The 24,047-nt window shown below is 72.7% G+C and carries 22 protein-coding genes; 16 read left to right on the forward strand and 6 right to left on the reverse strand.

From position 1 onward, the window contains the following. The first annotated feature begins 1 nt into the window (after position 1). From IS481_RS05455 to IS481_RS05465, 3 genes are all read left to right on the forward strand, one after another. Positions 2–451, forward strand: coding sequence for a phage holin family protein (locus IS481_RS05455; RefSeq protein WP_104357523.1), 450 nt, complete (start codon positions 2–4; stop codon positions 449–451). Between the two features lie 20 nt (positions 452–471). Then, the gene (locus tag IS481_RS05460) at positions 472–1,395 is read left to right on the forward strand and encodes a lipocalin family protein (protein WP_104357524.1); all 924 of its coding nucleotides are present in this window, start codon (positions 472–474) and stop codon (positions 1,393–1,395) included. A 69-nt stretch (positions 1,396–1,464) separates the two neighbouring features. Further along, the gene (locus IS481_RS05465; RefSeq protein ID WP_104357525.1) at positions 1,465–1,911 is read left to right on the forward strand and encodes a hypothetical protein; all 447 of its coding nucleotides are present in this window, start codon (positions 1,465–1,467) and stop codon (positions 1,909–1,911) included. Positions 1,912–1,931: 20 nt separating this feature from the next. On the opposite strand, the gene IS481_RS05470 is transcribed toward IS481_RS05465, so the two are convergent. Continuing rightward, entirely contained in the window at positions 1,932–4,988 is a 3,057-nt protein-coding gene (locus tag IS481_RS05470) for a hybrid sensor histidine kinase/response regulator (protein WP_104357526.1), read from the reverse strand. 285 nt (positions 4,989–5,273) lie between these two features. Between IS481_RS05470 and IS481_RS05475 the strand changes: the two genes are divergently transcribed. The 10 genes from IS481_RS05475 to IS481_RS05520 all read left to right on the forward strand — a co-directional run bounded on the left by IS481_RS05475 (position 5,274) and on the right by IS481_RS05520 (position 15,667). After that, positions 5,274–5,678, forward strand: coding sequence for a PRC-barrel domain-containing protein (locus IS481_RS05475; protein WP_104357527.1), 405 nt, complete (start codon positions 5,274–5,276; stop codon positions 5,676–5,678). Between the two features lie 220 nt (positions 5,679–5,898). Then, the gene (locus IS481_RS05480) at positions 5,899–7,200 is read left to right on the forward strand and encodes a glycosyltransferase family 4 protein (RefSeq protein ID WP_104357528.1); all 1,302 of its coding nucleotides are present in this window, start codon (positions 5,899–5,901) and stop codon (positions 7,198–7,200) included. 20 nt (positions 7,201–7,220) lie between these two features. Next, positions 7,221–7,979: an SDR family oxidoreductase gene (locus IS481_RS05485; RefSeq protein WP_198425459.1), complete on the forward strand. Its 759-nt coding sequence runs from the start codon at positions 7,221–7,223 to the stop codon at positions 7,977–7,979. After that, positions 7,970–8,605, forward strand: a complete 636-nt coding sequence (locus IS481_RS05490; RefSeq protein WP_104357530.1) for a D-glycero-alpha-D-manno-heptose-1,7-bisphosphate 7-phosphatase — start codon at positions 7,970–7,972, stop codon at positions 8,603–8,605. Before IS481_RS05485 ends, IS481_RS05490 begins: the two co-directional genes overlap by 10 nt. A gap of 9 nt (positions 8,606–8,614) precedes the next feature. Then, positions 8,615–9,739 (forward strand): lipopolysaccharide heptosyltransferase II, encoded by a 1,125-nt coding sequence (gene waaF / locus IS481_RS05495; protein ID WP_104357531.1) that lies wholly within the window; start codon positions 8,615–8,617, stop codon positions 9,737–9,739. Beyond that, on the forward strand, positions 9,736–11,484 hold the full coding sequence (locus IS481_RS05500; protein ID WP_104357532.1) for a carbamoyltransferase family protein: 1,749 nt from the start codon (positions 9,736–9,738) through the stop codon (positions 11,482–11,484). The genes waaF and IS481_RS05500 overlap by 4 nt, the downstream gene beginning before the upstream one ends. 146 nt (positions 11,485–11,630) lie before the next feature. Beyond that, complete coding sequence (locus IS481_RS05505) at positions 11,631–12,626, forward strand: glycosyltransferase family 2 protein (protein WP_104357628.1); 996 nt, start codon at positions 11,631–11,633, stop codon at positions 12,624–12,626. Positions 12,627–12,649: 23 nt separating this feature from the next. Continuing rightward, positions 12,650–13,657 carry a radical SAM protein gene (locus IS481_RS05510; RefSeq protein ID WP_104357533.1) on the forward strand — a complete coding sequence of 336 codons (1,008 nt, stop codon included), beginning with the start codon at positions 12,650–12,652 and terminating at the stop codon, positions 13,655–13,657. Positions 13,658–13,668: 11 nt separating this feature from the next. Next, the gene (locus IS481_RS05515) at positions 13,669–14,718 is read left to right on the forward strand and encodes a glycosyltransferase family 9 protein (RefSeq protein WP_104357534.1); all 1,050 of its coding nucleotides are present in this window, start codon (positions 13,669–13,671) and stop codon (positions 14,716–14,718) included. Beyond that, a complete protein-coding gene (locus IS481_RS05520; RefSeq protein ID WP_104357535.1) occupies positions 14,708–15,667 on the forward strand; it encodes a glycosyltransferase in 960 nt (319 codons plus the stop codon). Before IS481_RS05515 ends, IS481_RS05520 begins: the two co-directional genes overlap by 11 nt. 9 nt (positions 15,668–15,676) lie before the next feature. Here IS481_RS05520 and IS481_RS05525 read toward each other — a convergent pair whose 3' ends face one another. From IS481_RS05525 to IS481_RS05535, 3 genes are all read right to left on the reverse strand, one after another. Beyond that, positions 15,677–16,447, reverse strand: coding sequence for a class I SAM-dependent methyltransferase (locus tag IS481_RS05525; protein ID WP_104357536.1), 771 nt, complete (start codon positions 16,445–16,447; stop codon positions 15,677–15,679). Positions 16,448–16,547: 100 nt separating this feature from the next. Then, positions 16,548–17,819 carry a Glu/Leu/Phe/Val family dehydrogenase gene (locus IS481_RS05530; RefSeq protein WP_104357537.1) on the reverse strand — a complete coding sequence of 424 codons (1,272 nt, stop codon included), beginning with the start codon at positions 17,817–17,819 and terminating at the stop codon, positions 16,548–16,550. Positions 17,820–17,999: 180 nt separating this feature from the next. Beyond that, positions 18,000–19,088, reverse strand: a complete 1,089-nt coding sequence (locus IS481_RS05535; RefSeq protein WP_232529467.1) for a DNA topoisomerase IB — start codon at positions 19,086–19,088, stop codon at positions 18,000–18,002. A 308-nt stretch (positions 19,089–19,396) separates the two neighbouring features. Between IS481_RS05535 and IS481_RS05540 the strand changes: the two genes are divergently transcribed. Together IS481_RS05540 and IS481_RS05545 are read left to right on the forward strand one after the other, a co-directional pair. Further along, a complete protein-coding gene (locus IS481_RS05540; protein ID WP_232529468.1) occupies positions 19,397–20,545 on the forward strand; it encodes a glycosyltransferase in 1,149 nt (382 codons plus the stop codon). 4 nt (positions 20,546–20,549) lie between these two features. Further along, positions 20,550–21,404, forward strand: coding sequence for a DUF2334 domain-containing protein (locus tag IS481_RS05545; protein WP_104357539.1), 855 nt, complete (start codon positions 20,550–20,552; stop codon positions 21,402–21,404). Here IS481_RS05545 and IS481_RS05550 read toward each other — a convergent pair. Then, the gene (locus tag IS481_RS05550) at positions 21,332–21,913 is read right to left on the reverse strand and encodes a phosphatase PAP2 family protein (RefSeq protein ID WP_104357540.1); all 582 of its coding nucleotides are present in this window, start codon (positions 21,911–21,913) and stop codon (positions 21,332–21,334) included. The genes IS481_RS05545 and IS481_RS05550 overlap by 73 nt on opposite strands. Continuing rightward, the gene (locus tag IS481_RS05555) at positions 21,870–23,027 is read right to left on the reverse strand and encodes a glycosyltransferase family 4 protein (RefSeq protein ID WP_104357541.1); all 1,158 of its coding nucleotides are present in this window, start codon (positions 23,025–23,027) and stop codon (positions 21,870–21,872) included. The genes IS481_RS05550 and IS481_RS05555 overlap by 44 nt, the downstream gene beginning before the upstream one ends. 130 nt (positions 23,028–23,157) lie before the next feature. On the opposite strand from IS481_RS05555, the gene IS481_RS05560 reads away from it, so the two are divergent. Further along, positions 23,158–23,976, forward strand: a complete 819-nt coding sequence (locus tag IS481_RS05560) for a mechanosensitive ion channel family protein (RefSeq protein WP_165908701.1) — start codon at positions 23,158–23,160, stop codon at positions 23,974–23,976. Positions 23,977–24,047: the final 71 nt, after the last annotated feature.

Raw genomic sequence — 24,047 nt, forward strand, 5'->3', positions numbered from 1 at the left:
CATGGCCGACAGCACGTCTGCCGACGCCGCCGCGCGCGCCGACGAGGCGTCTGCTGCGGCGGCGCATGCCGGCGCGCCGCCGGCTTCGTTCGGCGAAGCCGTCGGGGCCCTGTGGGGCGAGCTGCGCGCCAGCCTGCACGAGCGCGTGCAGCTGTTCTCGCTGGAGACGCAGCGCACCGGCCTGACGCTGGTGCAGCTGATGCTCTATGCGGTGATGGCCGCGGTGCTGATCGTCACCGCCTGGCTGGCGCTGGTGTGCGGCCTCGGTGCCTGGCTGGTGCTGCACGGCAACGTGCACTGGGCCGTCGCGGTGGCGCTGCTGATCGTGCTCAACCTCGCGATGGCGGCGTGGCTGGGCTGGTCGATGCGCTCGCTGGTCCATCGCCTGGGATTTCCGGCGACCATCCGCCAGCTGCAGTCCCTGGGGCAGCAGCCGCCCCCGTCATCCTGACCCGCGCCCCGAGGAGCCCCATGCTGCGGTCCACGCTGGAACAGATCGAGCAACGCATCCGCGAGACCGAGGCGCGGATCCGCCAACAAGATGCCCGCACGGTCGCCACGTGGCAGCAGCTGCGCGCCGCCGGCCGGCAGCGCCTGCGCACCGCCCTGGTCGGCGCGGCCACCACGCTGGCGGGCGGCTGGCTGCTCGGCCGCCTGGGACGACGCCGGCGCACGGCCGCAGGTGCCGGGCCGCGCCGCCGCCGTCGCGCCCGCCACGGCCTGCTGCGCCCGCTGCTGACACCGGTACTGCTGCCACTGGTCACCTCGTTCGTCGCACCGCTGGTCGGGCGCAAGGGCGGGGCGTTCCTGGCCGGGTTCGGCCTGCCGTTTCCGGTGGTCGAACCGCCCGAGCTTTCCGTCGTGCCGGTCGACCTGCAGCGCTATGCGGGGCTGTGGTTCGAGGTGGCTCGCCTGCCCAACCGCTACCAGGACGAGTGCGCCAGCGACGTGCAGGCGCTGTACGAGCTGCAACCTGAAGGCGGCTTGCGTGTCGTCAATCGCTGCGTGCGCAGCGACGGCACACTGCAGCAAGCGGAGGCGGTGGGGCGTCCGGCCGCCAGGATGCCGCCGGGCTGGCTGGAGGTCTGCTTCGCCCCCGCCTGGCTGCACTGGTGGCCGGGCGTGTGGGCCGACTACTGCGTGATGGCCGTGGCACCCGACTACAGCAGCGCGCTGGTGGGCACGCCGGAACGCGATGCGCTGTGGATCCTCTCGCGCACGCCGCAGCTCGCCGACGAGGTCTATGCCGGCTACGTCGAAAAGGCGCGCGGGCAGGGCTTCCCGGTCGAGAAGCTGGTGCGTACCGCCCACACCGCCCCTGACGAGGGCGCGGCGATGCCCCGGGTGCCTGCGCAGGCTGCGGCGGCCGCGGCGCAGGCGACGGCCCTGCACTGAGCCGGCAGCCGGGGCACCCCGCTTGCTGGCAGGTGAAGACGGCCCTCGGCCGAGCGAAGGAGTCATGGCATGGCACAAAGCAGCGTGGTGGGCGGACGCCGGGTCCCGCAAGCGGGCGAAGGCCGGCAGGGCGGGCCGCTCGGCCCGAGCGACAGTTCCGACAGCGGCAGCGACCTGCTGGGCGGACCCGGGCTGACCGATGCGCAGGCCGAAGGGCTGGATGCCGGCACCACCTCGGGGCTGGATCGCTCGCCCGGGGCAGGCGCCGACCAGGGGGATCCGGAACTCGACGACGGCAGCGATGCCGCGGGCACCGGGTCGCGGGCGCTGGCCGACCGCGATGGCGGCGTGACCGGAGGGGCCGACATCGCCCCGGACCGCGTCGTGCCGCTCGATCCCGAGCTGTTGCAGGAGCTGGGCGAGGACGGGCTGGAGGCGATCACCGGCGAGAACCTGGTCGTCGACGACGACGAAGAGGCCGACGAGGACGACGCGGCCGGACGGCCCGAGGACTGAGCCACCGCACCGGGCCGGCTTCAGGTGCCGGCCAGGATGTTCTGCAGCATCGCCACGTCGATCGGCTTGACCATGTGCGCATCGAACCCCGCGGTCAACGCGCGTTCGATGTCGTGCGGCTGCCCGTAGCCCGACAGGGCGATCAGGCGCGTGCGGTGCCCGACCGCGCGCAGGCGCTGCGCCACCTCGTAGCCGTTCAGCCCGGGCAGGCCGATGTCGATCAGCGCGACGTCCGGCGTTTCCTCCAGCACCTTCTGCAAGCCCGTCTCGCCGTCCGGTGCGGTCGTCACGCGGTGGCCGGCGAGGGTGAGCAGGTTCTCGATCGCGGCTCGGGCGTCCTCGTTGTCCTCCACGACCACCACATGGCGCCGGGAGGCCAGCGGGGCCTGCGGGCGAGAGACGGCCATCACCGGCGGCGTCGCGCGCTTGAGCCGCACGGTGAAGGTGCTGCCCAGGTTCGGTCCGGGACTGGCGGCCTGCACCGTGCCGCCGTGCAGCTCGACCAGGCGCCGCACCAGGGTCAGCCCGATGCCCAGCCCGCCCTGGCGGCGGTCCAGCGTGCGCTCGCCCTGCACGAACAGGTCGAACACCCGGGGCAGCAGCGCCTCGGGGATGCCCGCGCCGGTGTCGCGCACCTCCAGGACCGCGTCATTGCCGTCGATGCCGACACGCACGTGGATGCTGCCGCCATCCGGGGTGTACTTCACCGCGTTGGTCAGCAGGTTGGTCACCACCTGCTCGAAGCGCATCGCGTCGACCATCACCCAGGCGTCCTGCAGGTCCACGGTGACGTGGTGATGCTTGAGCGCGCCGGAGACTTCGAGCGCACCGAGCGGGCGTTGCACCAGCTGGACCAGGTTCATGCACTGCCGGTTGAGGTTGATCTTGCCGGCCGTGGCGCGCGCCATGTCGAGCAGGTCGTTCATCAGGTTGGCCAGGTGGCTGGTCTGGCGGCTGATGATGCGACGCGCGCTCTGCGCGGTGTCGTTCTGTGCGCCCACGCGGTTGAGCACCTCCACGGCCGCGGCGATGGCGCCGAGCGGGTTGCGCAGCTCGTGGCCCAGCATGGCGAGGAACTCGTCCTTGGCGCGGTTGGCGTTCTCGGCGTCGCGCCGCGCGGCCTGTTCGCGCGCGATCAGTTCGGCACGCGCCTGCTCGGCCAGCTTCTGGTCGCTCACGTCCACGCTCACGCCGATCATGCGCGAGGGCCGGCCGTGCTCGTCGTAGGACAGCAGCACGCGGCTGGCGAGCCAGCGGATCGACCCGTCGGCGCGCTGCGCGCGGAACTCGAAGGTGGCCTGCCCGGCCTGCTGGGCAAGCGCCGCGTCGACCGCCTGGCGCACCGCGCGCGCGTCGTCGGACACCACGTGCTGTGCCCAGCCGTTCCAGCGCGGGTCGATCTGGTCCTGCGGGATGCCGAACAGCTTGGCCAGCCCCGAAGTCCAGACCATGCAGTCGTCGGCGAAGTGGTAGTCGAAGAAGCCGACATGGCCGGCTTCCTGCGCCAGCTCGACCAGGTTCTGGCTCTCGCGCAGCTGCCGCTCGGCGTCGATGAGGCGCTGCTCGGCACGCTTGCGCTCGGTGATGTCGGCAAAGGCCGCGATGGCACCGCGCGGCCGGCCTGCGGGGTCCAGCAGCGGCACCGCGTAGGCGAGCACGTTGATCGTGCGGCCGTCGGCGTGGACGATGTCGAGCTCCACGTCGCGCAGCTCGACGCCCTCGCGGCAGGCCTGCTGCAGCGGGCGCTGCTCGGCCGGCAGCTCCTGCCCGCGGCGGAACACCTGCGGCAGTCCGGCGGGCGAGGTGCCAGAGGGCTCCATGCGCGAGGCCTCCCGTGCAGGCGCGTCATCGAACATCGCCGCCAGCGCCGGGTTCATCAGCACCACGTTGCACTGCGGGTCCTGGGCGATCGCCAGCCCGATCGGGATGGTGGTGAACAGCGCCTCGAACTCGTCGGCCTTGGCCTGCAGGCGCGCGCGCGCCACCTCGCGCTGTTCGGCCGAGGAGACTAGTGCATCGCGCAGCGTCGCGATCTCCCGCACGACGATCTTGCCGGGGGCGGACTGCGGGCCGTCCTTGGCCAGCTGCTGCAGCGGGCCGGTCACCTGGCGCGCCACCAGCAGGGCCAGCGCCAGTCCCAGCGAAAGCGACAGCAGGCCCGCACCCATGGCGGCCGCCACGGCAGCCAGCTGCGAGCGCTCGAACGGTTCGGCGGCGATGCCCACGCCGACGCCCCATCCGGCGGGCGGCACGCGGTGCCAGGCAGCGTAGGTGGTGCCGGCGACCAGGGGCGCATCGCGCAGCGGCGTGCCGTCGGCTCCGGCGTGCGCGGGGATCGTCTCGTGGCCGAGCGCCGGTGCGGCGTCGAGGCTGTGCGCGATGACCCGGTTGTTGGCGTCGAACAGCGACAGGAAGCCGCCCTTGGGCACGCTGGCCTGGCGCATCAGTGCCTGCCATTCGTGCGTGGTGATGCGCGCGCCCAGCACGTACCTCAGTTCGCCGCGCACCAGCACCGGCACCTGGATGCCGGTGACGAGCTGGTCGGTGTCGTGGCCCAGCACGAGGTCGGTCACCACCGGCTCGCGGGTGCGCTTGATCTGGTCGAACTCCGGCGAACCGTCGACGTTGCCGAGCGGCGCGCCATACGGGCGGTCGGTGGAGAACAGCAGGGTGCCGTCGGAGGCGACCAGGTAGGCGCTGCGCCAGGTGTCGCGCATGGTCGGGCGGCGTGTCAGCGTGAGGTAGAAGCGGCGCACGTCGCCGGCCTGCAGCGAGTCGGACTGCGCCAGGATGGACAGCGCGTCGATGGACGACACGATCTCGCGCTCGACCGCCAGCGCGAAGGTGTGGGCGGTGCGGCGCAGCCCGTCCTCGATCTGCGAGCGGGCGCGCACCGTCTCCTGGTAGATCAGGTAGGAGACGAAGGCCGCCTGCGGCACCGTGGCGACCAGGATCACGATGACGAAGTAGGCGCGCAACGAGGCGGCCGGCCACTTCAGCCAGCCGCGCCCGGCCTCGCGGGCGCGGTCAGCAGGGCGCGCGCGTGCATCCTGCAGGCGGCGTGACGGTTCGGACATGGCGTTCAGCGCGATCGATCGGACGGGCCGGGGCGTGCTCTTGCAGGCCGGGGCGCTGCAGTGCGTAGTCTGCCCCCATCTCGCTCACAGGATGTAACTGATGCATACAAGTTGGGCGACGATGCGCCGGCGTCCGCGCTCGCGCCGGGACGGCACGCCGCCGGTGCCTCGGGCACAGGGGTTGCCGACCATGGAGGGGCCCCGGCGTTGCGGGTCAGCTGCCCGGAACGGGGGGCACTCCGTTTCATTCCCTTGAAGTCACGACAGAGAGCAAGGAGACCGACGATGGCCAACATCACACCGGGCGAAGGCGCCCGCATCGACATCAACAGCAGCGGCCCCGGCCCCCGTCTGATGACGGCCGACACGCTGGAAGGCGACAAGGTGGTCAACCGCCAGGGCGAGACGCTCGGCAAGGTCACCGAGATCATGCTGGACGTGCCGCGCGGGCGCATCGCCTACGCGGTGATGTCCTCCGGCGGCTTCCTCGGCATGGGCGACAAGCTGTTCGCGATCCCGTGGGGGGCGCTCACGCTGGACACCGAGCGCAAGTGCTTCGTGCTCGACGCCGACAAGGAGGTGTTCGAGAGCGCGCCGGGGTTCGACAAGGACCAGTGGCCCAGCGATGCCGACATGGGCTGGCACCAGAGCGTGCACCAGCACTACCACTCGCGCCCGTTCTGGGAGTGAGCCTCCCCGGCCCGACGGCCGCACGTCCCTGCCGGGGCGTGCGGCCTTCTTCTTTGGCGCGCCGGGAAGTTTTACCGCGCTGCGGCGCGCAACTTACATGCAAGCCGCTTGAAGCTGCGCACGCCGCTGCCGGCGCGGGTCGCGACCGTGCGAGGCACGCCGATTGCCGGACCGGGGCACTGCCTTGCCGGCATCCGCCCGCAGTCCCCGGAGGTTCCGCATGAAGATGGCCCGGATCAGCGAACACGCTTCGCCCCTGGCGACCCTGGGGGGCGTGGATGCAGGCGGACAGAACATCTATGTGATGCACATGGCGCAGTGCCTCGCACGCGCCGGACACGAAGTCGACGTCTACACGCGCCGCGACGATCCGGCGCTGCCGACCGTCGTGCACCTGCGGCCCGGGCTGCGCGTGATCCATGTCGACGCGGGACCCGCCTGCTTCGTGCCGAAGGAGCAGTTGCTGCCGCACATGCAGGAGTTCGCGCAGGCCTGCGAGACGCGCTGCCGCCATGGCGGCGGCTACGACGTGGTGCATGCGAACTTCTTCATGTCAGGCTGCGTCGCGCTGCACCTCAAGCGCACCTTCGGAACGCCGTTCGCGATCACCTTCCATGCGCTCGGCCTCGTGCGGCGCGAACACCAGCGCGCCGCCGACGGCTTTCCCGACGAACGCATCGGCATCGAGCGCGAGCTGGTCGCGCAGGCGGACTGCGTCGTCGCCGAGTGCCCGCAGGATCGCCTGGACCTGATCCGCCTGTACGGCGCCGACCCCCGGCGCATGGTGACCGTGCCGTGCGGCTTCGACCCTGCCGAGTTCGGGCCGATGGACCGCACCGCAGTGCGCCGCGAGCTGGGGCTGGATCCCGACGAGTTCATCGTGCTGCAGCTGGGCCGGCTGGTGCCGCGCAAGGGCATCGACAACGTGATCCGGGCGATGGCGTACCTGGGCGAGGGGATGCCGTCGCGCCTGCTCGTGGTGGGCGGCGAGTCCGACACCCCGGACGAGCGCGTCACGCCCGAGATCGCCCGCCTGCGCGACGTCGCGCGCGAGGCCGGCGTGGACGGGCGCGTGGTCTTCACCGGACGGCGCCAACGCGAGCGCCTGCGGCTGTACTACGGCGCCGCCGACGTGTTCGTGACCACGCCGTGGTACGAGCCCTTCGGCATCACGCCGCTGGAGGCGATGGCCTGCGGCAGGCCGGTGGTCGGCAGCGCGGTGGGCGGCATCCAGCACACCGTGATGCACGGCGTCACCGGCTTCCTCGTGCCACCGCACGACCCCGTGGCGCTGGGACGTCGCCTGGCCGCATTGCGCGACAACCCGGCACTGGCGCGCGCGCTCGGGCGCGCCGGCATCCGCCGCGCACGCTCGCTGTTCACCTGGGAGCGGGTGGCACGCCAGCTGGCCGGCGCGCTTGCGGTGCTGCGGCCCTCGCCGGTGCAGCACACGGCGGACGTCGTGCCCCTGCCGCGCGGTCGCTCCGCGCCGCTGGGCCTGGTCCATTCCGCGACCCACTGAGCGCACGAAGGAGGGCAGGCATGGTCACGTCGGCATCACCCGCGATGACCCCGCTGGAGGGCCAGGTGGCGCTGGTCACCGGCGCCGGGCAAGGGCTGGGTGCGGCCATCGCGCGCACGCTGGCCGCCGGCGGTGCGCGCGTCGTGGTCGCCGATCTCCGGGGGCCGGGCTGCGAGCAGGTGGCCGGCGAGATCGAGGCGGCCGGCGGGCAGGCCCTGCCGCTGCAGCTCGACGTGGCCGACGCGGGCTCGGCCACCGCCGCAGTGGAGCACGCCGTGCAAGCGTTCGGCGCGCTCGACATCCTGGTCAACAACGCAGGCATCGATGTCACCAAGCCGGTCGACGAGCTGACTTTCGCCGAGTGGGACCGGGTGATCGCGACCAACCTGCGCGGGCCGTTCGTGATGAGCAAGTGTGCGCTGCCTGTGCTGCGCGAGGGCGACCGCGGTCGCGGCGGGCAGATCGTCAACGTCGCCTCGACCGCGGCGCGGCGGGCCTGGCCGAACGCGAGCGCCTATCACGCCAGCAAGTGGGGCCTGCTCGGGCTGTCGCACGCGCTGCATGCGGAGTTCCGTCCGCACGGCGTGCGCGTGTCGGCGCTGATCGCCGGCGGCATGCGTACGCCGTTCCTGCTCGACCGCTTCGAAGGCATCGACCCGGGCAAGCTGCAGGACCCGGCCAACGTCGCGGTCGCGGTGCGCTTCCTGCTGACGATGCCGCGCGAATCGGTGATTCCCGAGATGATGGTGTTGCCGCTGATGGAGACATCATGGCCCTGAACCCCGATGCAACGGGCGGTGCGCCCGCGGTGTTCCTCGACAAGGACGGCACGGTGGTCGAGAACGTGCCCTACAACGTCGACCCGGCGCAGCTGCGCTTCACCTCGCGCGCCGTCGCCGGGCTGCAGTGGCTGGCCGAGGCCGGCTACCGCATGGTGATGATCAGCAACCAGCCCGGTGTCGGCCTGGGACTGTTCGACGAACGCGCGCTGGCGCGCCTGCAGGAGGCCTTGATGCGCAGGCTTGCCGTGCATGGCGTCTTGCTCGACGGCTTCTACGCCTGCACGCATGCGCCCGGCCTGGACCCGTCCCGCCCGGGCTGCACCTGCCGCAAGCCCGCCCCCGGCCTGCTGCTGCGCGCGGCCGAGGAACTGCACCTCGACCTGTCGCGCTCGTGGATGGTGGGCGACATCCTGGACGACGTGGAGGCCGGCCGGCGTGCCGGCTGCCGTACCGTGATGCTGGACGTCGGCAACGAGACGGTGTGGCGCACCTCGCCGCAGCGCATGCCGCACCACACGGCGCCCGACCTGCTCGCAGCGGCATGGCACATCACCGCGGCCGACGGCGTCGCGGTCGCGACCCGTACGGCCGCGCGCCTGCCGGCCGCCCAACCCCGACCGTGAGGCCCACCGATGCCATTGGCCGAAGGCTGGCGGGACGTGCGGCGGGTGCTGGCGGTGCGCCTGGACCACCTGGGGGACGTGCTGATGAGCACCCCCGCGCTGGGCGCACTGCGCGAGAGCCTGCCGGAAGTGCACCTGGCGCTGTGGTGTTCGCCCGCGGGCGCGGCGCTGGCGCCGCACCTGAGCGACGTGGACGAGGTCATCGTCTATGACGCACCGTGGGTGAAGGGGACCGCATCGCGCGTCGCGGAGGCCGACGGCCAGATGCTCGCGCAGCTCGCCGGCCGGCACTTCGATGCCGCGGTGATCTTCACCGTCTGCACGCAAAGCGCGCTGCCCGCCGCCCTGATGTGCCGGCTGGCCGGCATCCCGCTGCGCCTGGCGCACAGTCGCGAGAACCCCTACGAGCTGCTGACCCACTGGGTGCCCGATCCCGAACCGCAGCAGGCGCAGCGCCACGAGGTGGAGCGCCAGCTGGCCCTGGTGGGCAGCGTGGGCCTGCGCACGCGCGACGAACGCCTGCGCTTTCACTGCCGGGAGGCCGACCGCGTCGCGGTGCGGGCGTTGCTGTCCGGCATCGGCCTCGCCGACGGCGAGCCGTACGTCGTCGTGCACCCGGGCGCGAGCGCCGCGTCGCGGCGCTGGCCGGCGGCGCGCTTCGGTGCCGCGGCCGATGCGATCGCGCGCGAGACCGGCTGCCTCGTGGTCTACACCGGCAGCCGGGCGGAGGCGACGCTGGTGGGCGAGGCGCAGGCGGCGATGCGGCAGCGCTCGGTCTCGCTGGCGGGGCAGCTGGCCATCGGCGAGCTGGCCGCGCTGCTGGAGCAGGCCCGCGTGCTGGTCTCGAACAACAGCGGGCCGGTGCACCTGACCGCGGCGCTCGGGACGCCCGTGGTCGACCTGTATGCCCTGACCAATCCGCAGCACACCCCATGGCAGGTGCCGCACCGCGTGCTCAACCACGACGTGCCGTGCCGCGACTGCCTGAAAAGCGTCTGCCCGCAGGGCCATCACGACTGCCTGCGCAAGGTGGAGCCGCAGGCGGTGGTGGCCGCGGCGTTGCAGCTGATGGGGGCGGACCGTCCGACCACCGCCACCGGCCACCCCCGGCCGACGGAAGCCGCCTGGGCATGATCACGCTGGGCATCAACGCAGCCTTTCACGACAGCTCGGCCGCGCTGGTGCGCGACGGCGAGCTGGTCGCCGCCGCCGAGGAGGAGCGCTTCACGCGCATCAAGCACGCCAAGCGACCGGTGCCGTTCAGCACCTGGGAGCTGCCGTTCCACGCCATCGACTACTGCCTGGCCGAGGCCGGCCTGACGCTGGCCGAGGTCGACCACGTCGCCTACAGCTACGACCCGCAGCGCTTCCTCCGCGAGCGCGTGCCCGGCGAGACGGTGACGCTGCCGATGCAGCCCTCGGCCGGGCCGGCAGGCGAATGGGAAAGCGTCTGGGACCCGCTGTTTGCCAGCTACATCGTCAATGCGCCGCGCCAGCTGGCCGCCGGCGCGCCGCACCACCTGAAGCGGCGGTTTGCCGGCGTGCGGCACGACGGGCCGTTCCGCTGGCACTTCGTCGATCACCACCTGTCGCACCAGGCCAGCGCGTTCCTGGCCGCTCCCTTCGAGCGCTGCGCGGTGATGACGCTGGACGGCCGCGGCGAGGAGGTCAGCACCACCTACGGGCGCTGGCGCGACGGCCGCTACGACGCGCTCGGCGAGGTGCGCATGCCGCATTCGCTCGGCATGCTCTACGAGCGCATCACCGGGCACCTGGGCTTCCTGCATTCGAGCGACGAGTACAAGGTCATGGCGCTGGCCGCCCTCGGCCGCCCGCGCTGGCTGGACGCCTTCCGCCGCATCGTGCAGGTCGGCGCGCAGGGCGGCTACGCGGTGGCGGACTTCGACCCTGTGGCGCTGTTCGGGCCGGCACGCGAGCGCGGCGCGCCGCTGGAGCAGCACCACCTCGACCTGACGGCCTCGCTGCAGTCGGTGCTCGAGGACACCGTGCTGGCACTGGCCACCTGGCTGCGCGAGCGCAGTGGCGAGCACCAGCTGGCGATGGCCGGCGGCGTCGCGCTCAACTGCGTGATGAACGCGAAGCTGCGCGATGCCGGCATCTTCGACGAGGTCTGGGTGCAGCCGGCCGCAGGCGACGCGGGCACGGCGCTCGGCGCGGCCCTGTGGACCGACTGGCGCGAGCGCAGCGTGCAGCGCGGCGCCCCGGCCCCGCGGGTCTGGAGCATGCAGCATGCGTACTGGGGGCCCGGCTACGACGACGAGGCGATCGAGGCCCTGCTGCGCTGGGCCGGGCTGCCGTACCGGCGCCTGGTCGACGTGCCGCGCGAGACCGCCCGGCTGCTCGCCGACGGCGCCGTGATCGGGTGGTTCCAGGGCCGGATGGAGTTCGGCCCGCGTGCGCTGGGGGCGCGCTCGATCCTGGCCTCACCGGTCGACCCGGCCATGCAGGCGCGGCTGAACGAGTTGAAGGACCGCGAGGATTTCCGCCCCGTCGCCCCGGCGGTGCCGCAGGAGGACCTGGCGCAGTGGTTCGAGCCGGCCGACGCCAACCGCGGCGAGGCGCCGTTCATGCTGTTCGTCTACCGGGTCCGACCCGGGCAGGCTGCGCGCATTCCCGCAGTCTGCCATGCCGACTGCACGGCACGCGTGCAGACGGTGCGGCGCGAGACCAACCCGCCGTACCACGACCTGCTGAAGGCCTTCGGCGCACTGAGCGGCGTGCCGGTGCTGGTCAACACCTCGTTCAACGTGCGGGGCGAGCCCGTGGTGTGCACGCCGCAGGACGCGCTGCATGCGTTCTACAGCACGCCGCTGGACGCCCTGGTGATCGGCTCCTTCCTGCTGGAGAAACGACCATGAGTTCGACGCACGCCAGCCCGCTGGACCCCGCCGGGGGGGCGGGTTTCGGGCCGGAGGCTGCACCGGTGGCGCGGCAGCGCGACGGGCGGTCCGAGGTGTCGCCGCCGGCCGCCGGTGCGGCCGGGACGGCCGACGCCGCGGCCCGGATGCCGCTGGCGCAGGAGGCGGCCGCGCTGCGCGTGTCGGTCGTCGTGCCGACCTGCCGGCGCCCGGCGTTGCTGCGCCGCTGCCTGGAAGCCCTGCTCGAACAGCGCTTCGACCCGACCGCTTACGAGATCGTGGTCGTCGACGACGGCTGCAGCGAGGACAGCGAGGACGTGGTCGCCGCCATCGCCGCGCAGGCCGGCGGCACGCCGGAGGTGCGCTACCTGCGTGCCGAGGACACCCGGGGGCCGGCGGCCGCGCGCAACCGCGGCTGGCGTGCGGCCCGTGCGCCGGTGATCGCCTTCACCGACGACGACACCATTCCCGACCCCGACTGGCTGCGCTACGGCCTGCTGGGCATGAGCGTGGGTCGCGTGGCGGTGTGGGGCCGCATCGTCGTGCCGACCTCGCCGGTGCCGACCGACCATGAACGCAACACCCAGGGGCTGGAGAGCGCCGAGTTCGCCACCGCCAACGCCTTCGTGCTGCGCGAGGCGCTGGAGGCGGTGGGCGGGTTCGACGAACGTTTCCAGCGCGCCTGGCGCGAGGACGCGGACCTGTACTTCACCTTGCTGGAGCGCTTCGGCACCGTGGCCCACGTGCCCGCCGCGCTGGTGGTGCACCCGGTGCGCGAGGCGCCTTGGGGCGTGAGCCTGCGCCAGCAGGGCAACATGCGCTTCGACGCGCTGCTGTACAAGAAGCACCCGCAGCATTACCGCGAACTGATCCGGCGCCTGCCGCCGTGGCGCTACTACGTCGTGGTGCTCGCCACGCTGGCCGCGCTGGCCTGTGCGCTGGGCGGCGCCGGCGGCTGGGCGGCGGTGTTCGCGGCGGTCGCGGCCGGCTTCATCGGCGAACTCGCCTGGCGGCGGCTGCGCGGCACCTCGCACGCGCCGCGCCACGTGGCCGAGATGGTGGTCACCTCGATCGCGATTCCCTACGTGGCGGTGTTCTGGCGCCTGGCCGGCGCGGTGCGCTACCGCGTGCCGTTTCTCTGACGCCCAACCCAGGGAGGGCAGGCATGACGACCCACACCTTGCCGCCTGCGCCGGACACGACGCTGCCGCCGCTGCCGCGCTTCGCGCAGATCGAGCCGACCGGCCTGTGCAACCTCGCGTGCCCGATGTGCACCGTCAACCACCGTGCCGATGCGCCGCGCCATCTCACGTTCGAGCGTTTCCGGCAATGGATCGAACAGCTGCCGCAGCTGCAGGAGCTGCACCTGCAGGGCCTGGGCGAGCCCATGCTCAACCCGCAGTTCTTCGAGATGGTGGCGTGGGCCAGCGCGCGCGGCATCCGCGTCTCGGCCAACACCAACCTGACGCTGCTGACGCCGCAGCGCGCGCAGCGCTGCATCGACAGCGGCCTGCACGCGCTGTCGATCTCGATCGACGCGGCCGATGCGCAGCTGTACCAGTCGGTGCGGGTGCGGGCCTCGTTCGACAAGGTGCTGCGCAACCTCGCGCGGCTTGCCGCGTTGCGCGACCGGGCTGCAGGGCGCGGCCCGGAGGTGCGGTTGGTGATGGTGCTGATGCGCCGCACGCTGGACCAGCTGCCGGCCGTGCTGCGGCTGGCGCAGCGCTTCGGCGTGCACGAGGTGCAGGTGCAGCGCCTGTCCAGCGACCTGGAGCAGCCGGACCTGCCCGAGCGCTACATCCCGATCCGCGAGCACGTGCGCCAGGCCGAGCTGGCGCCCGAGGACCTGGCCCACGCGCGCGCCGTGTTCGCGCACGCCTCGCGGCTTGCCGCGGCGCTGGGCGTGACGCTGCACCTGCCGCGGCTGACGCCCAACCCGCAGGCGGCGCGCTGCACCTGGCCCTGGGACGGGCTGTACCTGACGGCGGGCGGCGAGATGCTGCCCTGCTGCATGGCGGGCACCCCCGACCGGGCCAGCTTCGGCAGCGTCGACGACGGCGGCGTGCTCGCACGCTGGCACGGCGAGGCGGCGCGGCAGTTCCGCGCGCGCCTGGCGAGCGAGGAACCGCCCTCGGTGTGCCGGCACTGCGCGCTGTACCGCGGCGCGTTCTGAAAGGGCATGCGATGCGGCCGCTCGATGCCGGCGTGCGACGCATCGCGCTCTTCCGCGCGCTGGTGCTGGGCGACGTGCTGTGCGCGGTGCCGGCCTGGCGGGCGTTGCGTGCAGCCTGTCCTGCGGCGCGCCTCACCCTGGTCGGGTTGCCGTGGGCGCGCGAGCTGGCGCAGCGCCTGTCCTGCCTGGACGACTTCGTCGCGTTTCCCGGCCACCCGGCGCTGCCGGAGGGGCGCTGCGACGCCCGGGCCTGGCCGGCCTTCCTCGCGCGGCTGCGGGCGCAGTCCTGCGACGTGGCGTTGCAGATGCACGGCAGCGGCACCGTCACCAACCCGCTGGTGCGGCGCTTCGGCGCGCAGCGCACGGTCGGCTTCTGCACCGGCGGCGATGGCGGGGAAGACCCGGCGGACTTCATGCCGTGGCCGCAGCAGGGCCACGAGATCGACCGCCTGCTGTCCTTGACCGACGCGCTGGGCGTGCCGCGCCGGGGCCGGGCGCTGGAGTTCCCGCTCGGCGAGGCCGACCGTCGGGCGCTGCGGCAGCGCGGGCTCGTGCCCCCGCGTTCTTACGTGGTCGTGCACCCGGGGGCGCAGTTGCCGTCGCGGTGCTGGCCGGCTGCGTGCTTCGCCCGCGTGGCCGATGCCCTGGCCGGTGCAGGACATGCCGTCGTGCTGACCGGCACGAGCGGGGAAGCCCCGCTGGTCCGGCAGGTGCAGGCCGCGATGCGTGCGCCTGCGACCGACCTGGCCGGTCGCACCGGGCTGTTCGAGCTCGGGGCCCTGGTCGAGCGGGCGCGGCTCGTGGTGTGCAACGACACCGGCATCTCGCACGTGGCCGCGGCGCTGCAGGTGCCCAGCGTCGTGATCAGCTCGGGCGGCGACGTGGCGCGCTGGCGGCCGCTCGATGCGCAGCGCCACCGCGTGCTCTGGCGCGACGCGCCGTGCCGGCCGTGCGCCCACCCGGTCTGTCCGTACGGTCACGAATGCGCCCGCGGCGTGCCGGTCGAGGCCGTGCTCGATGCTGCGCGGGCCCTGCTGCGGAAGGAACCCCATGCCACGTAGACGACTGAGGGTCCTGACCTGGCACGTGCATGGCAACTACCTGTACTACCTCACGCAGGTGCCGCACGATTTCCACCTGGTCACCGACGACGGACGCACTCCGCACCACAGTGGCTGCAGCGGCGCGTTGCCCTGGGGCGACAACGTGCACGAGGTGCACGTCAGCCGCATCCGCGAGATGGAGTTCGACGTCATCCTGTTCCAGTCCCGCGACGCCTGGGAGAGCGAGCAACACCAGCTGCTGGGCGCTGCGCAGCGCGCGCTGCCGCGCATCTACCTGGAACACGACCCGCCGCAGGAACACCCGACGAACACGCGCCACTGGGTGCAGGACCGCAATGCCCTGCTGGTGCACTGCACGCACTTCAACGCGCTGATGTGGGACAGCGGCATCACGCCCGTGCGGGTGGTGGAGCACGGCGTGAAGCTGCTGTCGCCGGCAGCCTACCGCGGCGAACGCGCCGAGGGCCTCGTGGTCGTCAACCACCTGCTGAGGCGCGGACGCCGCCTGGGCCTGGATGTCTACCTGCAGGTGCGCGAGCAGGTGCCGCTGAGCCTGGTGGGCATGGGCTCGCTGGAACTGGCACATGCCGGCGGGCGGGGCGAGGTGGAGAACCACCGGCTCGCCGAGGTGATGGCCGGCTACCGCTTCTTCTTCAACCCGATCCGCTACACCAGCCTGGGACTGTCGGTGATCGAGGCGATGATGGTCGGCGTGCCGGTGGTGGGGTTGGCCACCACCGAGCTGGCCAACGTGATCCGCAGCGGCGACAACGGCCTGGTCGACACGCGCCTGCCGGTGCTGGTCGAGGCGATGCAACGGCTCATCGACGACCCCGGGCTGGCGCGCGCCTGGGGCGAACGGGGGCGGCGCACTGCGCTGGAGCGCTTCGGGATCGAGCGCTTCGTGCGCGACTGGCTGGCGGTGTTCGACGAGGTGACGGGCTGAGGCCGCCCGTCAGCCCGAGCGCGGACGCAGCTCGACCTGCAGCAGCCAAGCCTGACCCTGCAGCCAGGCGTGCCCCAACAGCAGGTCGTCGGTGCGGCGCGCCAGTTCGGCCACCTTGCGGTGGTTGCCGAACAGCATCGGCAGGTAGGGGCGCAGCAGCGCGTGGTGGCGGATCTTCACGTCGACATGTTGCTGCAGCTGCTCGATCGAACGGCGGTCGAACGGCATTTCGCCCGGGGTACGCAACGACGGCGTCAGCCGACGGAACAGCCGCAGCAGCGCGTTGCCCTGGGCCGGCTCGACGAAGCGTGCCAAGCCGCCCGGCGCGAGCTTGCGCGCTAGCGCAGGGGCGAAGCGGGAGAGCTCCAGATGATGCAGCACCCCCTGGCCGAAGGCATGGTCCACGCTGCCGTCCTCGACCGAGTCGAGCACGTTCGCGTCGTCGACGCGGAACTCGAAATGCGCCGGCAGGCCCAGCGACTGGCAGTGACGGATCGCGGCCGGGCTGATGTCGATGCCGAGATAGTGGCCCTGGAAATCGGGCGCGCGGCGGGGCTGGTCCCCGAGGAAGCAGCCGACTTCCAGCACCCGCTTGCCCCGGTGCTCGACCGGCGACAGCGTCGCGAACTGGTAGACGTCGGCCACGCTGGCATAGACATAGCTCAGGCGCTCGCCCTGGTCGTGTTCGATGCGCTCGTCGTGGAAGCGCGCTTCCTCGTGCAGGCTGGCACCCATGCGCTCGGCTTCGCGACCCGTCCCACCTTCGTGCTGGACCTGCATGGCGTGCTCCTGCGAAGAACAGCACTGTCGGACGCCCCCGGAGCAGGGACAAGCCCCCGTTCGACGGGGCGGATCGCGTCGTCCGGCGCGCGGCCCGGCGTCAGGGGTACAGGCCGCGTTCCTGGCGCGCCATCAGGATGCGCTCGCAGGCCACCGCGAAGGCCGCGGTGCGCAGCGGGATCCTGTGGCGCTCGGACGTCTCCCAGATCTTCTTCAGGGCGTCGACCATGATCTTGTCCAGGCGCACGTTGATCTCGTCCTCGCTCCAGAAGAAGCTGGAGAAGTCCTGCACCCACTCGAAGTAGCTGACCGTCACGCCGCCGGCGTTGCAGATCACGTCGGGGACGACCAGGATGCCGCGCTCGTTGAGCACGTCGTCGGCGGTCGGCAGCGTCGGGCCGTTGGCGCCTTCGAGCACCAGCCGGGCCCTGATGCGGTTGGCGCGCTCGGCGGTGATCTGGCTTTCCAGCGCGGCGGGGATCAGGATGTCGCAATCGACGTCCCAGAACGATTCGTTGTCGATGCGGTCGGCCTGCGCGAAGCCGCCGATGCCGCCGTCGCGGCGCAGCGTCTCCATCAGCCCGGCCATGTCCAGGCCCTGCGCGTTGACGATGGTGCCGGTGTGGTCCTGCACCGCGACGATCTTCGCCCCGGCACCGGCGAACAGCTCGGCTGCCGCGCTGCCCACGTTGCCGAAGCCCTGCACCGCCACGCGCGCACCGTCCAGGTTCAGCCCGATGCGTCGCGCCGCCTCGCGGCCGGTGACGAACACGCCGCGGCCGGTGGCCTTGACGCGGCCCAGCGAGCCGCCCAGGTGGATCGGCTTGCCGGTCACCACGCCGGTGGCGGTGGCGCCGACGTTCATCGAGTAGGTGTCCATCATCCACGCCATGATCTGCGCGTTGGTGTTCACGTCCGGCGCGGGGATGTCCTGCTGCGGGCCGATGATCAGCCCGATCTCGCTGGTGTAGCGGCGGGTGATCTTCTCGAGTTCCTTCATCGACAGCTGCTTGGGGTCGACGCGGATGCCGCCCTTGGCGCCGCCGAACGGGAGGTTCACCGCGGCGTTCTTGATCGTCATCCACGCCGCCAGCGCCATCACCTCCTCGAGGGTGACGTCGGGGTGGTAGCGCACGCCGCCCTTGCCGGGGCCGCGCGAGAGGTTGTGCTGCACGCGGAAGCCCTCGAAGTGGCGTACGGTGCCGTCGTCCATCTCGATCGGGATGTCGACGATCAGCGCGCGCTTGGGTCGCTTCAGCGTCTCGGCCCAGCGCGCCAGCGGGCCGAGGTAGGGGATCACGCGGTCGATCTGGGAGAGGTAGGTGCCCCAGGGACTGTCCGCGCTCGGGGGGACGTAGGACAGACTGCTCACGCTTGTTTCCTTTCGATGGTGACGGGGTACGTCGTGGCCTGCGATCCAGCGGGCAAGTCAGCTCGTGGCTGTGCCCTGGACCTGTGCCTTGAACTGTAGGCGCGAAGTGCCGCCCAAACTATGCGTAATGTGCATGACGGGGGTTATCGCGCGCCGTGCCCGGTCCCGCGCCTGCGGCGCTCACAGCTGCAGCAGCCCCATCAGCCTGCGCTCCGGCGCACGCAGCGCGGCGGGCACCCGCGCCCCGTGGCGGCCGGCCGCACAGGCCAGCGAGTCGGCCAGCGTGCCCTCGACGAAGCAAGCGAGCACGCGCGGGTGCACGTAGGACTTGCGGCACACCGCGACGGTGTTGCCCAGCTGGCGCGCCACGTGCGCCAGCGCCTCGCGCACCAGGCGGCGCGCCTCGGCCGGCGAGCCGGCCGTGCAGCGCGCGAGCCGTTCGAGCGCCTGCACGCTCGCATGCCAGGTGCGGAAATCCTTGGCGGTGAAGTCGGCGCCGGCCGCTTCGCGCAGGTAGTCGTTGACGTCGGCCGAGCCGATGCTGCGCGGCGTGCCGTCCGCGTCCAGGTACTGGAACAGCTCCTGGCCCGGCAGGTCCTGGCAGCGACGCACGATGCGCACGATGCGCGGGTCGTCGACCTCGATCTCGTGCACCACTGCGCTCTTGCCCTTGAACTTCAGCCGGAGCGCCCCGCCGAGGAACCGCGCATGGCGGTCGCGCAGCGTCGTGAGCCCGTAGGAGCCGTTGAGGCGCGCGTACTCGTCGTTGCCGATGCGCACGAAGGTGGTGTCGAGCAGGTGCACCAGCGTCGCGATGACCTGCTCGCGCGCCAGGCCGCCGGCGGCGAGGTCGCGCCGGATGCGCGCGCGCAGGCGCGGCAGCGCCCGGCCGAACTCGAGCATGCGCTCGAACTTGTCGGCATCGCGCTGCGCCTGCCAGTCCGGGTGGTAGCGGTACTGCTTGCGGCCGCGCGCGTCGCGGCCGGTGGCCTGCAGGTGGCCGTTCGCTTGCGGGCAGATCCACACGTCGGTGTAGGCCGGAGGGATCGCCAGGCGGCGGATGCGCTGCAGCGCCTCGCGTTCGCGCAGCGGCCGGCCTGCGGCATCGAGGTAGGCGAAGCCACGGCCGCGCCGCACCCGCTGCCAGCCCGGCTGCTCGTCGCTGACGTAGACCAGCGCCGGCTGGAGGGTGCGGGCCAGGGCCCGGGCGGTGCGCCGTGCCGGGCCGCGCAACGGGGCCTGCGCCTTGGACGACATGCTGCCGGCCATCGCCGATGCGTCCGGTCAGCGGCGGCGAACCGGCTCGCCGGCGGGCGGTTCGACCGGGTGGAGGGTGGGGCGGCCTTGCATGTGCTGCTCCTTCGGAACCTGTGCCGCCGCACGTCCGTCGAATGCAGCGGCCTGGCATGCCGGCAGGCGACGTGCCTGCCGCGGGCATGGCGCTTGCCGCGCCAGCGCCACGGCGCCCCGTGGGCGCCGCGATGGTGCGAGGGCCGGCATGGCCCCCGGGGGCGAGGGCCACAGACGGCGTCGTCCCGCGACGCGGGCGGACCGCGAGCCAGCAGGGAGGTCGGACGATGAATGCGAGACAGGGGCCGCACCTGGCCGACGTCACGATGTTCTGGAGCGCCAACAGCGGTGGCGTGCGGCGCTACATCCAGGCCAAGCGCCAGTGGCTGATGCGGCACACCGACTGGCGCCACACGATCGGCGCGCCGGTGACCGACGCCGAGCGCATGGTGCGCATGCCCGGCGTGCCGCTGCCGTTCTCGCAGGGCTACCGGGTGCCGGTGGCGCGCGCGGCATGCGCGGAGATCCTGCGCCGCCTGCGGCCCGACCTGATCGAGGCCGGCGACCCGTACTGCCTGGCCTGGGCGGCGCTCGACGCGGCGCGCTCGCTGCACGTGGCCAGCGCGGCGTTCTGCCACAGCGACCTGGAGGAGCTTGCGGTGCGCACCTTCGGCCGGTGGGCCGCCCGGCCGGTGCGCGCCTACGTGCGCAAGCTTTACAGCCGCTTCGACCTGGTGCTCGCGCCCAGCGAGTCGATGCGCCAGCGGCTGCTCGACAGCGGCGTGCCGGCGGTCGAGCGCCAGCCGCTCGGCGTGGACACGCAGGTGTTCCACCCGCGCCGGCAGGACATGATCTGGCGCGCCTCGCTGGCGCTGCCGCCGCGTGCGCGCCTGCTGGTCTACGCCGGCCGCTTCGCGCCCGAGAAGCGCCTGGACCTGCTGTGCCAGGCCGTGGCCCGCCTGGGCAGTCCGTACGTGCTGCTGGCGCTGGGGGCGGGCCCGACGCCGCCGTCCGGGCCGCGCGTGATCGTGCGCCGCTTCGAGCACGACAGCCTGCGCCTCGCGCACGTGCTGGCCAGCGCCGACGCGTTCGTGCATGCTGGCGACCAGGAGACCTTCGGGCTGTCCGTGCTGGAGGCCATGTCCTGTGGGCTGCCGGTGATCGCCAGCGCGCGCAAGGGGCTGGGCGAGCTGGTCGACGAGCAGGTCGGCATCGCGGTGCAGCGCCAGGATGCCCAGGGCTATGCCGAGGCGATCGAGGCCTGCTTCGCGCGCGACCGCCGGGCGCTGTCGGCGGCGGCACGGCTGCGCGCCGAACAGTACGACTGGCAGCACGTGATGCCGCAGCTGATGGGCCGCTACCGGCGCCTGCTCGGCCGGCGCGCCGAGGACGAGGCCGTGTCCGGGCGGTTGCCGCTGCCGGCCGGGCCGGCCTGAACGCATGGACCCGCGCCTGTGCATCGTGCTGCACGACGTGGCGCCGACCACCTGGGCGGCGTGCTGCCGCGTGCTCGATGCGGTGGGCGAGCTCACGCCCGGGCCGCTGACGCTGCTGGCGGTGCCGCGCCACCACGGCGCGCCGCGCAGCCTGGCGTTCGACACCCAGCTGACGGTCCGGCTGGAGGCGGGCGACGAACTCGCGCTGCACGGCTACACGCATCGCGACGACGGGCGCCCCCTCGGCCCGGTGGACTGGCTGATGCGGCGCTGCTACACCGCCGGCGAAGGCGAGTTCGCGGCGCTCGGGCACGAAGCCGCCCTGCAGCGCCTGGTCGCCGGCGCGCGCTGGTTCCAGGCCAACGGCTGGCCGCTGCACGGCTTCGTCGCGCCGGCCTGGCTGCTCGGGCGCGGCGCCTGGTCGGCACTGCGCGCGATGCCGCTGCTGCGCTACACCGCGACGCTGCGCCACCTGCACGCGCTGCCGCAGGGGCCGGCGCTGGCCGCGCCCTCGGTGGTGTACTCGACGCGCGCTGCGTGGCGCCGAGCGACGTCGGTGGCCTGGAACGCGTGGCAGGGCCGCTGGATGCAGCAGGCGCTGCTGGTGCGCTTCGAGCTGCACCCGCATGACGCGGACCACGCGGCGGTGCGCCGTTCGTGGCAGCAGCTGCTGGCGCGCGAGCTGGCATACCGGCGCGTCGTCACGGTGGCGGGTTTCGTGGACGCCTGGCTGGACGGGTTGCGGCCCGCCGCGGCGGGGGTGCCGGGCGGCGGCGCCGGCGCGGGTCAGAACAGCGCCAGTACCCCGAACGCCATCAACGCGCCGATGCCGGCGCCGGCCAGCACGTCGCTCGGGTAGTGCAGGCCGAGCACCACGCGCGACAGCGCCACCAGCAGCGTGAACGGCACCAGCACCCAGGCCGTGCCCGGGAAGTACTCGATCAGCACGATCGAGAAGGCCACCGCGTGCAGCGTGTGCCCGGAGGGGAAGCTGAACTGGTCCAGCGCGCGCACGCAGGCGCGGATGTCCTGGCAGGCGACGTAGGGGCGGGGCCGGCTGGCCCAGCGCTTGAGCAGCAGGTAGATCGTCAGGTTCAGCAGCCCCAGCACCATCATGCGCAGCGAGCAGGCCCAGCCGCGCGCGCCGGCCACGAGCGGCAGCACGGCCATGCCGGCGTACCACAGCAGGCCGTCGCCGAGGCGGCTGACCACCGCCAGCAGCAGCACCAGCGCGGGGAAATCCGCGCCGCGGTGCAGGCGGCGGGTCCACGACAGTTCGCGCGCGGCCCACGATGCGCGGCTCGCGCGCAGCAGCAGCCCCGGGTCAAGCCGGGCAGGCGCTTCGGGCGTCCGATGTTTCCACAGCATGGGCGGCTTCCCTCAGGTGGGCCTCGAAGCGGTCGAACACCGCCGGCCAGCTGGCGTGCAGCGCCGCCTGGCGCGCGCGCGTGCGCATCCAGTCCAGGCGCGGGTGCTGCAGAGCCAGCGAACGCGCGGCGTCGATGAAGGCGGCTTCCTCGCCGGGCGGGGCGAGCAGGCCGTTGTCGCGGTCGTCCACGTGCTCGCTGGCGGCACCGGCGTCGTAGGACACCACGGCCAGCCCGCTGGCCATCGCCTCCAGCACCACGTTGCCGAAGGTGTCGGTCAGGCTGGGAAACAGGAAGATGTCCGCCGAGGCGTAGTGGCGTGCCAGCGCCTCGCCGCGCAACGCGCCGACGAAGCGGGCGGCCGGGAACTCGCGCTCCCAGCGCCGCCGCATCGGCCCGTCGCCCACCACCACCATCTGCGCGTCGGGGCGCTGCCGGCGCACCGCCTCGAAGGCGCGCAAGGCCAGCGGCACGTTCTTCTCGGCGGCCAGCCGGCCGACGTAGAGCAGCACCGGGGTCCCGTCGCGTGCGCCCCATGCGGCACGCAGCGCCGCGCTGCGGTGCTGCGGCGAGAAGCACCGGGCGTCGACGCCGCGGCCGACCACCACCAGCCGCTCGAAGCCGCAGCGCGCGAGCTCGCGCCGCACCGCCTGGGTCGGCACGAGGGTGCGATGGGTCCGGTTGTGCAGCCCGCGCAGGTAGGCGCAGACCAGCGGCTCGACCCAGCCGAGGCCGTAATAGTGACTGTACTGATGGAAATTCGTGCGGAAGTCGCTCGTGACCGCGATGCCCAGCGAGCGCGCCGCGCGCACTGCCGCCCAGGCCAGCGGCCCGGGCGTGGCCACGTGCACCAGCTGGGGCCGGCGCCCTTGCCACTGTGCGCGGAAGCTGCGCGCCAGCGCCAGGCCGAAGCGCAGGTCGCGGTACATCGGCAGCGGCGCGCCACGCGTGCGCCACTCCTCGTCGTCGCGGCGCGCCAGCTCGCCCGGCTGGCGCGGGCGCACGAGCTGGACTTCGTGGCCCCGCGAACGCAGGTGCCGCACGGTCCGCTCGACGGTCAGGGCGACCCCGTTCAGTTCGGGCGGATAGGTCTCGGTGACGTAAACGATGCGCACGGTCAGGTTCGCAAGACGGATGCGTCACAAGAGGGCAAATGCCATGCCCGTGCCGGTTTGTCAACGGCGCGCCGGCCCGGGCGGAGGTGCTAGGCTGCGCCGGTTCTTCCGTTTGCCATTGACTGCAAAGATGAGCTGGGATTCCCTGCAGAACGCCTTGCACGACATCGACGTGCGCCTGTTTTCGTTCGGCGGCACCGACTTCACGCTGACCTCGCTGCTGAAGCTGACGCTGGCGCTGGTGCTGCTGTTCATGCTGGCGTCGCGGTTGCGCCTGTGGATGATCAACCGCGTGCTGCTGCGCCTGCACATGGACCTCGGCACCCGCCAGGCGTTCGGCTCGATCGTGCGCTACCTGGTGCTGATCGTCGGCCTGCTGGTGATCCTGCAGAACGCGGGCATCGACCTCACTACCTTCAACGTGGTGGCCGGTGCGCTGGGCGTGGGCGTGGGCTTCGGCCTGCAGAACGTGTTCAGCAACTTCATTTCCGGCCTGATCGTGATGTTCGAGCGCCCGATCAAGGTCGGCGACCGCATCGAGGTGGGCGGCGTCGAGGGCGTGGTGCAGGAGATCGGCGCGCGGCGCACGACGGTGGTCACCAACGACAACATCGCGATCCTGCTGCCCAACCAGCGCTTCATCACCGACAACGTGGTCAACCTGGTGCACCTGGAGCGCCCGGTGCGGCTGCGCGTGCCGGTCAGCGTCCCGTCCGGCACCGACATCGGCCTGGTACGCCGGCTGCTGGAGGAGGCCGCCCGCAGCAACCCGCGCGTGCTCGGCGAACCGGCGCCCGCGGTGCTGCTGCTGTCGATCGGGGGGGCCGCGATGAGCTTCGAGCTGGCGGCCTGGTACGACCCTTCCGGGTGCAGCCGGCAGCAGCTGCACAGCGAGCTGAACTACGCCATCGTCGAGCGGCTGCGCGCCCACGGCATCGCCGGCGCATAGCACGGGCGCCGGCCCGCCGGCGGGGCACAGGGCTTGCTGCGCGAGGCCCACACCTCCACAACGCAAGCGAG

Origin of the sequence: Caldimonas thermodepolymerans (genome assembly GCF_015476235.1) — a bacterium.
GTDB classification, from domain to species: domain Bacteria; phylum Pseudomonadota; class Gammaproteobacteria; order Burkholderiales; family Burkholderiaceae_C; genus Caldimonas; species Caldimonas thermodepolymerans.

Excerpts from the sequence above, each read along its gene's own strand:
- IS481_RS05455 (WP_104357523.1), top strand. The coding sequence starts at position 2 with ATGGCCGACAGCACGTCTGCCGACGCCGCCGCGCGCGCCGACGAGGCG.
- IS481_RS05460 (WP_104357524.1), top strand. The coding sequence starts at position 472 with ATGCTGCGGTCCACGCTGGAACAGATCGAGCAACGCATCCGCGAGACC.
- IS481_RS05465 (WP_104357525.1), top strand. The coding sequence starts at position 1,465 with ATGGCACAAAGCAGCGTGGTGGGCGGACGCCGGGTCCCGCAAGCGGGC.
- IS481_RS05470 (WP_104357526.1), bottom strand. The coding sequence starts at position 4,988 with ATGTCCGAACCGTCACGCCGCCTGCAGGATGCACGCGCGCGCCCTGCT.
- IS481_RS05475 (WP_104357527.1), top strand. The coding sequence starts at position 5,274 with ATGGCCAACATCACACCGGGCGAAGGCGCCCGCATCGACATCAACAGC.
- IS481_RS05480 (WP_104357528.1), top strand. The coding sequence starts at position 5,899 with ATGAAGATGGCCCGGATCAGCGAACACGCTTCGCCCCTGGCGACCCTG.
- IS481_RS05485 (WP_198425459.1), top strand. The coding sequence starts at position 7,221 with ATGGTCACGTCGGCATCACCCGCGATGACCCCGCTGGAGGGCCAGGTG.
- IS481_RS05490 (WP_104357530.1), top strand. The coding sequence starts at position 7,970 with ATGGCCCTGAACCCCGATGCAACGGGCGGTGCGCCCGCGGTGTTCCTC.
- waaF (WP_104357531.1), top strand. The coding sequence starts at position 8,615 with ATGCCATTGGCCGAAGGCTGGCGGGACGTGCGGCGGGTGCTGGCGGTG.
- IS481_RS05500 (WP_104357532.1), top strand. The coding sequence starts at position 9,736 with ATGATCACGCTGGGCATCAACGCAGCCTTTCACGACAGCTCGGCCGCG.
- IS481_RS05505 (WP_104357628.1), top strand. The coding sequence starts at position 11,631 with ATGCCGCTGGCGCAGGAGGCGGCCGCGCTGCGCGTGTCGGTCGTCGTG.
- IS481_RS05510 (WP_104357533.1), top strand. The coding sequence starts at position 12,650 with ATGACGACCCACACCTTGCCGCCTGCGCCGGACACGACGCTGCCGCCG.
- IS481_RS05515 (WP_104357534.1), top strand. The coding sequence starts at position 13,669 with ATGCGGCCGCTCGATGCCGGCGTGCGACGCATCGCGCTCTTCCGCGCG.
- IS481_RS05520 (WP_104357535.1), top strand. The coding sequence starts at position 14,708 with ATGCCACGTAGACGACTGAGGGTCCTGACCTGGCACGTGCATGGCAAC.
- IS481_RS05525 (WP_104357536.1), bottom strand. The coding sequence starts at position 16,447 with ATGCAGGTCCAGCACGAAGGTGGGACGGGTCGCGAAGCCGAGCGCATG.
- IS481_RS05535 (WP_232529467.1), bottom strand. The coding sequence starts at position 19,088 with ATGGCCGGCAGCATGTCGTCCAAGGCGCAGGCCCCGTTGCGCGGCCCG.
- IS481_RS05540 (WP_232529468.1), top strand. The coding sequence starts at position 19,397 with ATGAATGCGAGACAGGGGCCGCACCTGGCCGACGTCACGATGTTCTGG.
- IS481_RS05545 (WP_104357539.1), top strand. The coding sequence starts at position 20,550 with ATGGACCCGCGCCTGTGCATCGTGCTGCACGACGTGGCGCCGACCACC.
- IS481_RS05550 (WP_104357540.1), bottom strand. The coding sequence starts at position 21,913 with ATGCTGTGGAAACATCGGACGCCCGAAGCGCCTGCCCGGCTTGACCCG.
- IS481_RS05560 (WP_165908701.1), top strand. The coding sequence starts at position 23,158 with ATGAGCTGGGATTCCCTGCAGAACGCCTTGCACGACATCGACGTGCGC.